General features: G+C 68.2%; 10 protein-coding genes. 8 read left to right on the top strand and 2 right to left on the bottom strand.

The window, feature by feature from the left end:
* Positions 1-4: 4 nt before the first annotated feature.
* Complete coding sequence (locus CLV29_RS05050) at positions 5-697, bottom strand: FadR/GntR family transcriptional regulator (RefSeq protein ID WP_133753925.1); 693 nt, start codon at positions 695-697, stop codon at positions 5-7.
* Positions 698-790: 93 nt separating this feature from the next.
* Between CLV29_RS05050 and CLV29_RS05045 the strand changes: the two genes are divergently transcribed.
* From CLV29_RS05045 to CLV29_RS05015, 7 genes are all read left to right on the top strand, one after another.
* Positions 791-2170 (top strand): GntP family permease, encoded by a 1380-nt coding sequence (locus tag CLV29_RS05045; RefSeq protein WP_133753924.1) that lies wholly within the window; start codon positions 791-793, stop codon positions 2168-2170.
* 9 nt (positions 2171-2179) lie between these two features.
* The gene (locus CLV29_RS05040) at positions 2180-3775 is read left to right on the top strand and encodes a gluconokinase (RefSeq protein ID WP_208292756.1); all 1596 of its coding nucleotides are present in this window, start codon (positions 2180-2182) and stop codon (positions 3773-3775) included.
* A gap of 89 nt (positions 3776-3864) precedes the next feature.
* On the top strand, positions 3865-5220 hold the full coding sequence (locus tag CLV29_RS05035; RefSeq protein WP_133753923.1) for an MFS transporter: 1356 nt from the start codon (positions 3865-3867) through the stop codon (positions 5218-5220).
* A 32-nt stretch (positions 5221-5252) separates the two neighbouring features.
* Entirely contained in the window at positions 5253-6461 is a 1209-nt protein-coding gene (locus tag CLV29_RS05030) for a trans-sulfuration enzyme family protein (RefSeq protein ID WP_133753922.1), read from the top strand.
* Between the two features lie 145 nt (positions 6462-6606).
* Positions 6607-8253, top strand: coding sequence for a long-chain fatty acid--CoA ligase (locus tag CLV29_RS05025; RefSeq protein WP_133753921.1), 1647 nt, complete (start codon positions 6607-6609; stop codon positions 8251-8253).
* A 207-nt stretch (positions 8254-8460) separates the two neighbouring features.
* Positions 8461-9687: an Nramp family divalent metal transporter gene (locus tag CLV29_RS05020; RefSeq protein WP_424991523.1), complete on the top strand. Its 1227-nt coding sequence runs from the start codon at positions 8461-8463 to the stop codon at positions 9685-9687.
* A 9-nt stretch (positions 9688-9696) separates the two neighbouring features.
* The gene (locus CLV29_RS05015) at positions 9697-10368 is read left to right on the top strand and encodes a metal-dependent transcriptional regulator (protein WP_133753919.1); all 672 of its coding nucleotides are present in this window, start codon (positions 9697-9699) and stop codon (positions 10366-10368) included.
* A 2-nt stretch (positions 10369-10370) separates the two neighbouring features.
* Here the strand turns inward: CLV29_RS05015 and CLV29_RS05010 are convergent, their stop codons facing one another.
* Positions 10371-11405 carry a cation diffusion facilitator family transporter gene (locus tag CLV29_RS05010; RefSeq protein ID WP_133753918.1) on the bottom strand — a complete coding sequence of 345 codons (1035 nt, stop codon included), beginning with the start codon at positions 11403-11405 and terminating at the stop codon, positions 10371-10373.
* A gap of 49 nt (positions 11406-11454) precedes the next feature.
* Here CLV29_RS05010 and thpR point away from each other — a divergent pair, with 49 nt between their 5' ends.
* Complete coding sequence (gene thpR / locus CLV29_RS05005) at positions 11455-12042, top strand: RNA 2',3'-cyclic phosphodiesterase (protein ID WP_133753917.1); 588 nt, start codon at positions 11455-11457, stop codon at positions 12040-12042.
* The last annotated feature ends 41 nt before the right edge of the window (positions 12043-12083 follow it).

Below are 12083 nucleotides of genomic sequence, written 5' to 3'. Positions count from 1 at the left end.
CGGCTCAGGCGTGTTCCACCTCACGACGGACGATGCCCATGTGGCGGGCCGAGTGTGCCCTTGCCTCGGCTGCGGCTCCCTGCCCGATCGCCTCGGCGGTGGCCACATGCTCCTCCAGGGTGCCCTCCTCGGGAACGGCCGGGTGCAGGCCGAAGGACGCACGGGCGCAGAGCAGTTCGCCGATCGGCCCGCGCAATGCGATGAACATCGGGTTGCCCGAGGCCAGCAACAAGGTGTCGTGGAAGGCCAGGTCCGCGGCCAGGAACTCCGGGTCGTTGCCCTTGGACTGTTCGCCCAGGAAGCGCAGCTGCTCGGCCAGCCGGTTCAGTTCGGCCCGCTGTGCGGTGCTGGCCCGGGTCGCGGCCAGTTCGGCGGCGACCGGTTCGATCGCCACCCGCAACTCCATCAGGGCCGCCAGTTGGCGCTGCCGGAACGGTCCTTCCAGGCTCCAGGTGATCACCTGCGGGTCGAGGGCGCACCACTCGTCGCGCGGCCGTACCCGAAGTCCGACACGACGTCGGGATTCCACCAGCCGCAGACTCTCCAGCACCCGGACGGCCTCGCGGACGACGGTGCGGGAGACCTGGTAGTCGGCCTCCAGTCGGGCGACGGTGAAGACGGCGCCCGGCGCGACGGTGCCGGCCGTGATCCGTCGACCGAGGTCGTCGACCACTCCGCGGTGGACTGCGTTCGCCATCGAACCCCCTTGCTGGATGTCAGGGGGATACCTTAGCCTGCCGATAAGTAGTATTTGTCAGCGGGAACACCCGCGCTTTCAACGGAGAAACCCATGGACGAATGGACCCAGACCCTGGGCGCCGGCCCGCTGCTCGGCATCGCCCTTGCCGCAGTGGTGCTGATCCTCTTCCTCGTGATCAAGGTCGAACTGCACGCCTTGCTGGTGCTGATCGTGGTCTCGTTGCTGACCGCGGTCGCCACCGGCATTCCGCTGGGCTCGATCGTCGACACCCTGGTCGACGGTTTCGGCAGCACGCTGGGTTCGGTGGCCCTGCTGATCGGTCTGGGTGCGATCCTCGGCCGGTTGATCGAATCCAGCGGCGGCGCCAAGGCCGTGGCGGACAAGATGGTCGAGATCTTCGGCGAGAAGCGGGCAGCCTTCGCCCTCGGCCTCACCTCATTGATCCTCGGCTTCCCGATCTTCTTCGACGCCGGCCTGGTCGTGATGTTGCCGATCATCTTCGCCGTCGCCCGGCGGATCGGCGGGCAGAACCTGCTGCTCTACGGCTTCAGCGGCGCGGCTGCCTTCTCGGTGATGCACGTCTTCGTACCACCGCATCCCGGCCCGGTCTCGGCCTCGGAGTTCTTCGGCGCCAATCTCGGGATCGTGCTGCTGATCGGTCTGGCGATCGTGGTCCCCACCTGGTACGTGTCGGGTTACCTGTGGGCGAAGTTCGTGAACTCGAAGTACCCGATGATCGTGCCCGATCTGTTCGGTGCCACCGATGAGGACCAGCCGGAGAATCCGCCCTCGGCCGGCACGGTGGTGGCGATCCTGGCCCTGCCGTTGCTGTTGATCTTCCTCAACACCGGGTTGACCAGCCTCGGCACGGCCGGTGTCGTCGACACCTCGCAGACCTGGGCACAGGCGCTGATCCTGCTCGGCAACTCACCGATCGCCTTGTTGATCACCGCCCTGGTGGCGCTGCTGGTCCTGGGCAAGTTCCGCGGGCAGAACGGCACCGCGCTGGAGAAGCTGGTCGACGGCACCCTGGGCCCGGTGGCTTCGGTGATCCTGATCACCGGCGCCGGTGGCATGTTCGGCGGAGTGCTGCGTACCTCGGGCATCGGGGATGCACTCGCCAACACCCTGTCCGACCTCGGGATGCCGGTGATCTTCGCCGCCTACGTGATCGCGGTCGCCCTGCGGGTCGCCCAGGGTTCGGCCACCGTCGCCCTTGTGACCACCGCCGGTCTGCTCGGCCCGGCGGTCACCACCGGTGGCTTCAATGCCGTCGAGGTCGGAGCCATCACCCTTGCCGCGGCCGCCGGCTCGGTCTTCGCCAGCCACGTCAACGACTCCGGCTTCTGGTTGGTCGGCCGCTTGATGGGGATGGATGTGAAGACCACCTTGAAGACCTGGACGGTCCAGCAGTCGATCGAGTCCGTCGTCGGCTTCGTCCTGGTGTTGATCATCTACGCGATCGCCTGAGGTGTGACCATGGACAGCATGGACCGCGACGTCCGCCCGAGCAGGGAGCCGGCGACGCCGACCGGCGCCACCGCCGACATCGTGATCGGTGTCGACATGGGCACCACGGCGACGAAGTCGGTCGCCTTCAGCAGCGCCGGGGCCGAACTCGTGTCCGCCTCCCAGGGATATCCGCTGGACGACCCGCACCCCGGCCACGTGGTGCAGGATCCGCAACTGATCCTGCAGGCCGTGCTGCAGACCATTGCCGAGGTGAGCGCACAGATCGATCCGGACCGCCTGGCAGGGCTGTCCTTCTCCTCGGCGATGCACAGCCTGATGGCCCTGGACACCGAACTGGCGCCGATCACCCCGGTGGTCACCTGGGCCGACACCAGGGCAGCCACCCAGGCCGAGCGGCTGCGCAACTCCACCGCCGGTCTCGCACTGCACCGCCGGACCGGTACCCCGATCCATCCGATGTCGCCGCTGACGAAACTGATCTGGTTCCGCGAACAGGAGCACCGGATCTGTGACCAGGCGGCGTTCTGGGTCGGGATCAAGGACTGGGTGCTGTTCCGGCTCTGCGGGGCGCTGGTGGTCGACCACTCACTGGCATCGGGATCGGGCCTGCTGGACATCGGTCGCCTGGCCTGGGATCCGGAGGCGCTCGGCCTGGCCGGGATCCGTGATGATCAACTTCCCGAGCTGGTGCCGACCACGAGAATCCTGCCCGGCATCACGCAGGAAGCGGCCGAGCTGACCGGCCTGCCGATCGGGACCCGGGTGGTGGTCGGTGCCGGGGACGGACCGTTGGCCAATCTCGGGGTCGGCGCCGTCCGGCCCGGCGTGGCCGCCTGCTCGATCGGAACCAGCGGGGCGCTGCGGGTGACCGTGGACAAACCCGCAGTCGATCCTCGCGGCGGTGTCTTCTGCTACGCCCTGACCGAGGACCGCTGGGTGATCGGCGGTGCGATCAACAACGGTGGTGTGACCTTGGACTGGGTACGCGAGCAGATCGCCGAGCCCGATCTGGATCCGGGGGCCCTGCTCGACCTGGCCGCCGAGGTGCCGGTCGGCTCCGGTGGCCTGGTGATGCTGCCGTACCTGTTGAGTGAGCGGGCACCGCACTGGAGCAGTGTCGCCCGCGGTGCCTGGATCGGACTGACCCGGGCCCACGAGCGCCGGCACCTGATCCGCTCCGCGGTCGAAGGGGTCTGTCTGCAACTGGCGCTGGTGCTGCAGTCGATGCGGGCCGCCGGACTCGCAGTGAACGAGATCCGTGCGACCGGGGGAGTGATGCGCCATCGGTTGTGGCGACAGACCCTGGCCGATGCCCTGGGCAGCCAGATCGGGCTGCTCGAAGGTGAGCAGGGTTCCAGCTTCGGAGCCGCGCTGCTCGGGATGGAGGCACTGGGGATGATCGGCTCGATCGAACTGGCCGCCGATCTGATGACCGTGCAGACCGTGGTCCGCCCCGAGCCTGCCGCGGCGGCCACCCTGGCCGGGTTGCTGCCGATCTTCGACGAGCTCTACGACGCGTTGCTGTCGACGAACCTGCGACTGCGGCGGCTGGCCCCGGCGCTGCCGTTGGAGTACGACGGACCCGCTGTCGGGGGCCGCTGACATCGCAGGATGTGGGACCACTGCTGCGGCGGCCATCGCAGGGGTAGCATGCCGATGACCGGACGGACGAGGTGTGAAGGCAGGTAGTGGTGTCGAGCGCTGAGCCCTCGGTCACGATGCGATCGTGGTTCGTCTGGTTCGCCGGCGCCGGTGTCTACCTGCTGGCCGTCTTCAACCGCAGCACCCTCGGTGTCGCCGGTCCAGACGCCATGATCAAGTTCGGCATCGGTCCCGGGCAGTTGAGTGTCTTCGTCCTGCTGCAGGTCGGCGTCTATGCCGTGATGCAGATCCCGGCCGGCCTGCTGGTCGACCGGTTCGGCCCGCGGAAGGTGTTGCTGGCCGCCGCCCTGACGATGGGAATCGGTCAGCTGACCTTCGCCTTCGTACCCTCCTACGGGCTGGCGTTGCTGGCCCGCGGAGTCCTCGGCTGTGGTGATGCGCTGACCTATGTCTCGGTCCTGCGGCTGCTCACCTCCTGGTTCCCCGGTGAGCGCTACGCCATGCTGGCCTCGTTGTCGGGCTTCTTCGGCATGGTCGGCAATGTGCTGGCCACGGTGCCGCTGGCGATGTTGCTGCCAGTGGCCGGCTGGGGACCGTCGTTCGCCACCGCCGCGATCATCTGCCTGGTCTACGCACTCATCCTGGTCCGCCCGGGTACGGTCACACCGCCTTACCTGCAACTGCCGCTGGAACAGGATCCGCCGACCCGGACCAAGAACTTCGACCTGCGGGCGATGCTGCGCGATGTCCGCGACGCCGCCACGCTGACCGGCGGCCGGCTCAGCTTCTGGGTGCACTTCACCACCATGAGCGGATCGGCGACCTTCTTGTTGTTGTGGGGTTTCCCGTACCTCACCGAGGCCCTGGGGTACGACCGCGCGCTCGCCTCGGCGCTGCTGATGCTGATGGTGGTGGTCCAGCTCGGACTCGCCGTCGTCTTCGGCTGGTTCATGGGATCCCGGCCCGACCTGCGGATGCCCCTGGTGATCGTCACCTGCTTACTGAACCTGCTCGTCTGGGTGACCTTCACCGCCTGGCCAGACGGTCGGCCGCCGTTCCCGGTGGTGATCGCCGCGATCACGGTGATGGCATCGGGTGGCCCGGCCTCGGCCGTCGCCTTCATGCTCGCCCGTGACTACCAGCCCCGGCAGCGGCTCTCCACCGGTACCGGGTATGCCAATGCCGGCGGCTGGACGGCGACCGCCCTGTGCTCGGTCGCCGTCGGTGTGGTGCTGGATCTGGCCGGCGCCCGGACCGGGGTCGCCGAAAGCTACCGCTGGGCGTTCGGCACGATCGCGCTGATCACCGCGCTCGGCCTCGGTCGGCTGCTCGTGTGGTGGCTGCGATCACGCCGCGAACTGCTGGCGCTGCAGGTCAGCGGCGGGCAGGGTCCGGTGGTCGTACGCCGGCATCGGTTCGACCTTCCGCACAGCGAACACCACTGATCCGCCGGGCCCCGGATGCCTAGGCTGGACCGATGAGCCGCCCGGACAAACACCAGCCCGAGTCCCTCGAGTTCGCCACCGTGGCAGTCCATGCCGGCAACCGGATCGATCCCGGCACCGGGGCGATCCGTACCCCGTTGGTGATGGCCAACTCCTATGCGCTGCCCGAGGATCCGTCGACGATCGACTGGTCGGGTACCGATGTCGCGCTCTACACCCGCAACTCGGGGGTGAACCAGATCGCCCTGCAGCAGAAGCTCGCCGCCCTGGAGGGCGGGGAAGACGCTGTTGCGCTGGCCACCGGAGTGGCGGCCCTGCACGCGATCTTCTTCACCTTCCTCCGGTCCGGTGACCATGTGGTGGTCGCCGATGTGACCTACGAGGCGACCTGGCGGCTGTTCGCCGAACTGCTGCCCGACAAGTACGGCATCGAGGCGACCTTCGTCGATGCCTCCGACGCCGAGGCGGTACGGGCGGCGATCCGGCCACGGACCCGACTGGTGCACACCGAGACGATCGGCAATCCGACCACCAAGATCACCGATATCGCCGCGATCGGTCGGATCGCGCACGAGCACGGTGCGCTGCTGTCGGTGGACTCCACCTTCACCCCGCCGCCGCTGTACCGGCCGCTGGCCGACGGTGCGGATCTGGTCGTCCACTCGTTGACCAAGTACATCAACGGTCACGGTGATGCCATGGGCGGTGCGGTGATCGGCCGGCGGGAGCTGATCGACCGGATCCGTTCCGAGGCGATGGTCGACGTCGGCGGGGCCATCTCCCCGTTCAATGCCTGGCTGATCTCCCGTGGCTCGATCACCTTGCCCTTGCGGCTCGCCCAGCAGCAGGCCAGTGCCCTCACCCTGGCCCAGCACCTGGCCGCCGATCCCCGGATCGCCTATGTCGCCCATCCGGGGCTTCCGGAGCATCCACAGCACGATCTGGCCACCCGGCAGTTCGGCGGACGCGGGTACGGCGCAATGCTCTGCTTCGCCCTGCGCGGGGACGCCGACGTGCAGAACCGGTTCGTCGCCCAGCTGAAGGTGATCACCTCCGCGGTCTCCCTGGGCCATGACGAGTCCCTGATCGTCCATGTCGGTACCGGCGGTCCCCGGGTGGCGGCCTATCCCGAGCCGTTCCGCCGCTGGGGGCACCTGCGCTTCTCGGTCGGGCTGGAGGCGGTCGAGGATCTGCGAGCCGACCTCGACGCCGCATTGACCGCCACCCTCGGACCGGCCTGACAGGTCGTCCTGAACAGGTCGTCCTGAACGGACCGGCCTGAACCGGGTCGACCTGTCTCCGTGATCTCTCTCCGGCGCGGCCATCTTGTGCTCCCCCGCCGTACCCGGCAAGACTGCCCACCAATGACGGTACGGGAGGGGTTCGATGAAGAGCACGATGCAAGAGGTCGATCTGACGATCGGTTCGATCCTGCAGCACGGGACGGTTGTCCACCACGATTCCGAGGTGGTCACAGCCACCGCCGACGGTACGCGTTCGCAGTCCTACGGCGGACTGGGCGCCCGGGCCGCGCAGCTGGCCAATGCCCTGCGGGCACTGGGTATTTCCGGCGACGACCGGGTGGGCACGTTCCAGTGGAACAATGCCGAGCATCTCGAGGCCTACCTGGCGATCCCGTCGATGGGCGCGGTCCTGCACACCCTGAACATCCGGTTGTTCCCCGAGCAGTTGGTCTATGTGGCCAACCACGCCGAGGACAAGGTGATCATCGTCGATGATTCGCTGGTGCCGCTGCTGGCGCCGCAGTTGGCGCAGATGACGACGGTGAACCACGTCCTGGTCGCCGGCCCGGATGCCGCAGCCGCCGATCTGGATTCGCTGCGTGCCAGTGGCAAGCAGGTGTTGATCTATGACGACCTGTTGGCCGAGCAGCCCACCTCCTTCGATTGGCCCGAGGTCGACGAGCGTTCGGCCGCAGCCATGTGTTACACCTCGGGTACCACCGGCAACCCGAAGGGTGTGGTCTACAGCCACCGTTCGGCCTGGTTGCATTCCCAGGCTGCCTGCACCGGCAATGTCGCCGGCCTGACCTTCGCCGACCGGGTGCTGCCGATCGTGCCGATGTTCCACGCCAACTCGTGGGGACTGGCCTATGCGGCACTGATGAGTGGCGCCTCGCTGTGCATGCCCGATCGCTGGCTGCAGGCCGAACCGCTGACCCGGTTCATGAACGCCAGCCTGCCGACGGTCTCCGGTGCCGTGCCGACCATCTGGAACGATGTCCTGCTCTACCTCGATCAGCACCCCGAGCTGGCGCCGAAGTCGCTGCGGCTGATCCTCTGCGGCGGTTCGGCGGTGCCGGTGAGCCTGCAGAAGGCGCTGCTCGATCGGCACGGATTGTTGGTCAAGCAGGCGTGGGGGATGACCGAGACCTCGCCCCTGGCCTCGGTCTCCGGCGAGCCCCTGGGAGTGGAAGGGGAGGAGATCTGGGCCTATCGCGGTCTGCAGGGACGACCGCTGGTCGGTGTGCAGGCGCGGATCGTCGCCGACGACGGCAGTGTGCTGCCGGCCGACGGAGTCTCGGTCGGCGAGTTGGAGGTCCGTGGCCCCTGGGTGACCGCGACCTACTACAACAGCGACGATCCGGAGGTGGCGGAGAAGTTCGACAACGGCTGGCTGCGTACCGGTGATGTCGGCAGCCTCGACCGCTACCACCACATCAGCCTCAGCGACCGGGCGAAGGACGTGATCAAGTCCGGTGGCGAGTGGATCTCCTCGGTGGATCTGGAGAACGCCCTGATGGGTCATCCGTCGGTGAAGGAGGCCGCGGTGATCGGTATTCCGGACGAGAAGTGGCAGGAGCGGCCGCTGGCCGCCGTGGTGCTGAAGGAGGGGGCCAGCGCCACACCGGAGGAGTTGCGCAACCACCTGGCCGAGAGCTTCGCCAAGTGGCAGTTGCCGGATGCCTTCAGCTTCATCCCGGCAGTACCGCGTACCTCGGTCGGCAAGTTCGACAAGAAGGTGATCCGCAAGCAGTACAACTCCGGGGAGCTACTGGTCGACCAGCCCTGAGTAGCGGGTTGCGTACCGGGTAGTTCTGAGTTCCGGGCAGCACCGGCTGCCCGAGCACCGACCGCGACGGGCCGAAGCTACCGATCTGCACCGAGTGCATCGGCGGCTCCGGCCCGTTGGCGCGTCCCCGGCCGGAATCACCGGTCGCTGTCGGCGACACCCCCCGCGGTCATTGTCGCAGCAAGTTAAGCGTGCTTAACTTTGGCCGTGAGGAAAACCGAGCACCGGGTTCGCGGACCACTCCTGCTCGGACCTGCCTTCGTCGCAGCGGTCGCCTATGTCGACCCGGGCAATGTCGCGGCCAACCTGACTGCGGGAGCGACCCTGGGCTACCTGCTGGTCTGGGTCCTGGTGCTGGCCGGCCTGATGGCTGCGGTGGTGCAGTACCTGTCGGCGAAGCTCGGACTGGTCACCGGGCGGACCCTGCCCGAACTGATGCGCGACCGGCTGCCGGGCTGGGCGCGGCTGCCGTACTGGGCCCAGGCCGAGTTGATCGCCGCGGCGACCGACGTGGCCGAGGTGATCGGTGGTGCGCTGGCCCTGTACCTGCTCTTCGGGCTGCCACTGCCGGTCGGCGGACTGATCATCGGCATCGCCTCGATGGGGCTGCTCGTGCTGCAGACACGACGGCGTCAACGCATCTTCGAGGCCGTGATCATCACCCTGCTCGGGGTGATCGTGGTCGGCTTCCTCGCCGGGCTGTTCGTTTCGCCACCCGATTGGGGACAGGTCGCCGGGGGTCTCGTACCACGGTTCGCCGGATCGGAATCGGTGCTGCTGGCCGCCAGCATGCTCGGGGCCACGGTGATGCCGCACGTGATCTACCTCCACTCCGCCCTCACCCGGGACCGTCACGGGGTCGAACTGAGCAAGCCCCGGATCCTGGAGATCCTGCGGGCCACCCGCTGGGACGTCGGGCTGTCGCTGACCGTCGCCGGCGGGGTGAACGTCGCCATGCTGCTGCTCGCCGCCGGCAGTCTGCGCGGGGTCGGTGGTACCGACACGATCACCGGCGCCCACGCTGCGATCGTCTCCCATCTGGGCGCGACCGTCGGGGTGATCTTCGCGATCGGCCTGCTTGCCTCCGGGCTGGCCTCGACGGCGGTCGGCGCCTATGCCGGTTCGGCGATCATGGGCGGCCTGTTGCACCGGAGGGTCCCGGTGGTGGTCCGGCGACTGGTCACGCTGGTCCCGGCGTTGATCATCCTGCTGCTGGGAGCCGATCCGACCTGGACCCTGGTGATCAGTCAGGTGATCCTCAGCTTCGGCATCCCGTTCGCGGTGATCCCGCTGCTGTTGCTGACCTCGGACCGGGAGCTGATGGGCCAGTTCGTGAACCGGTTGGCGACCAAGCTGATCGGCATCGTGATCTCGGTCGTCATCTGCACCCTGAACGTCGTGCTGATCGTCCTCACCGTCACCGGTACGGGTTAGCCGGCGATCATGGACGTCTCCGAGCTGACCCCGGTTGCCCAGGACTATCTGAAGGTCATCTGGTCGGCCACCGAATGGGGCGGCGGGCCGGTCACGACCAAGGCACTGGCCGCCCGTCACGACACCTCGGCAGCCGCCGTCACCGACACCATGAAGCGGCTGGCCGCCCAGGGATTGATCAACTACCAGCCGTACCGTCCGGTGAGCCTGACCCCGCTCGGCGAACGGCTGGCGGTCGAGATGGTACGCCGGCACCGGCTGCTGGAGACCTTCCTGGCCGAACACCTCGGGTACGGCTGGGACGAGGTGCACGACGAGGCCGAGCGCCTGGAACATGCGGTCTCGGCCACCTTCGTCGAACGCATCGACCGCGCCCTCGGCCGACCCACCACCGACCCCCACGGGGACCCGATCCCGACCAGCACCGGTGACCTGCCGGACTACCGGTCGCAGGTGCTGGCCCAGATGCCCGCCGGTAGATACCGGATCAGCCGGGTCAGTGATCACGACGCCGAGCAGCTGAGCCAGTTGGCCGGGGCGGGCCTGCTGCCGGGCCGGGAGTTGGAACTGGCATCGGCCAGCGGCGCGAACCCCTCGCTGCAGGTACGGGTGGGTGGCGATGTCGTCGAGCTCTCCGCTGCCGAGCGTGAGCTGATCTGGGTGATTCCGGTCGAGGACTGAGCTCAGCGGCGGCGGCTGCGGGTCAGCGGTCGCGGCTCGACCTCGGGGGCATCGGGCAGGGACAGGGTGAGGACCACATCGGCGATCGTCGGACGTTGCTCCAGATCGGCCTCCAGGGAGCGCAGTCGTACCGCCAGGGAGGCCTCGGGAGCATTGCCGACCAGGTCGACGGCGGCGATCAGGTAGATCTGCCGGGGCCCGACGAAGGAGCAGTGCAGGTAGCTCACGCGATCGACCTCCGGGCGGGCCCGGAGCTCGGCCAGCGCGGCATTGAACACCCGCGGCGGCACGGACTGACCGACCAGGAATTCCCGGTTGCGTTCGATCAGGAAGATCGCCATCACCGCCAGCAACAGGCCGATCAGGATCGAGCCGATCGCATCCGGCAACGAGCTGCCGGTCACCTGGTGGGCGATGTTGCCGAGCAACGCCACCGCCAGGCCGAGCAGCGCCCCGAAGTCCTCGACGAAGACCGCCCGCAGGGTCGGCACCGAGGTGTGGTTGATCACCTCGCCGACTGAGACATGGGCCAGGTCGCTCTCGGTTCGCGCCTCCTTCAGCGCCTGCCGGAACGAGGTCCCCTCGAGCACGAAGGCGATGCCGATCACGATGTAGTTGATCACGAAGTCGGAGGCGGCCTCGGGGTTCAGCAGCGCGTCCACACCATTGGCGATCGACACCACGGCACCGACGGTGAACAGACCGAACCCGGCGAACATCGACCAGACATAGGCTTCGCGGCCGTAACCGAGCGGATGGGACCGATCCCGTGGCCGGCGGCTGCGCCGGTCGGCGATCAGCAGGAAGATCTCGTTGCCGGTGTCGGCCCAGGAGTGCGCGGCCTCGGCCAGCATCGAAGCCGAACCGGTGATCGCCGCCGCCACGGACTTGGCGATGGCGACCACCGCATTGGCCACGAAGGCGATGATCACGGTGCGGGTGCTCTCGTTCTGCCCGGCAGGTGCTGTGACCGCCGGGGCGGGATCCGATCCCGTCGGGTGCGGGTCGGCACCGGGATTGTCAGCGATCTCTGCCATGGGGACAGACTAGGTTCTGCGGCAGGCGGATCGGCCTAGACTGACCGGGATGGGTCTACGTCTGTTCGTCGCCGCCCAGTTGTCCGAACCGGTGCAGCAGCATCTGCTCACCTTCGTCGAACCCCGGATGGGTGCCGATGAACGGTTGCGCTGGTCCCCGCCGGAGCAGTGGCATCTGACGACCGCCTTCTTCGGCGATGTGGCCGAACGCGTGGTCGAACCGCTGATCGAGGAGCTGGCCGCCGCGGTGGCCAGGTCGGCGCCCTTCGAGGCCCGACTGCGCGGTGCCGGCTTCTTCGGCCGGCCCGAAGCGGCCAGGGTGCTGTGGCTGGCAGTCGATCCGGGAGCCGAGGAACTGTCGGCGCTGAGCCGCCGTACCCGCAATGCCGGCAGCCGAGTCGGCGCCGATCCCGACGGTGCCGCCTTCACCGCCCACCTGACCCTGGCCCGGGCTCGTCAGCGGTTCGAGGTCGGTCGATGGCTGGGCATCCTGCAGACCTACTCCGGCCCGGTCTTCGAGATCTCCGAACTGCTGCTGTTCAGCTCCCGGTTGCACAGCACCGGCGCCCGACACGAAGTGCTCGCCCGGCTGCCCCTGGCAGGCCACGGCACCGGCGCCACCGGTTCCACACACTGAGACGACCGCGCCTCACCCGGGCGGCGCACCATAGCGTGCGG

The organism is Naumannella halotolerans (assembly GCF_004364645.1).
GTDB classification, from domain to species: Bacteria; Actinomycetota; Actinomycetes; order Propionibacteriales; family Propionibacteriaceae; genus Naumannella; species Naumannella halotolerans.
This window is presented reverse-complemented; position numbering and strand designations above follow the sequence as displayed.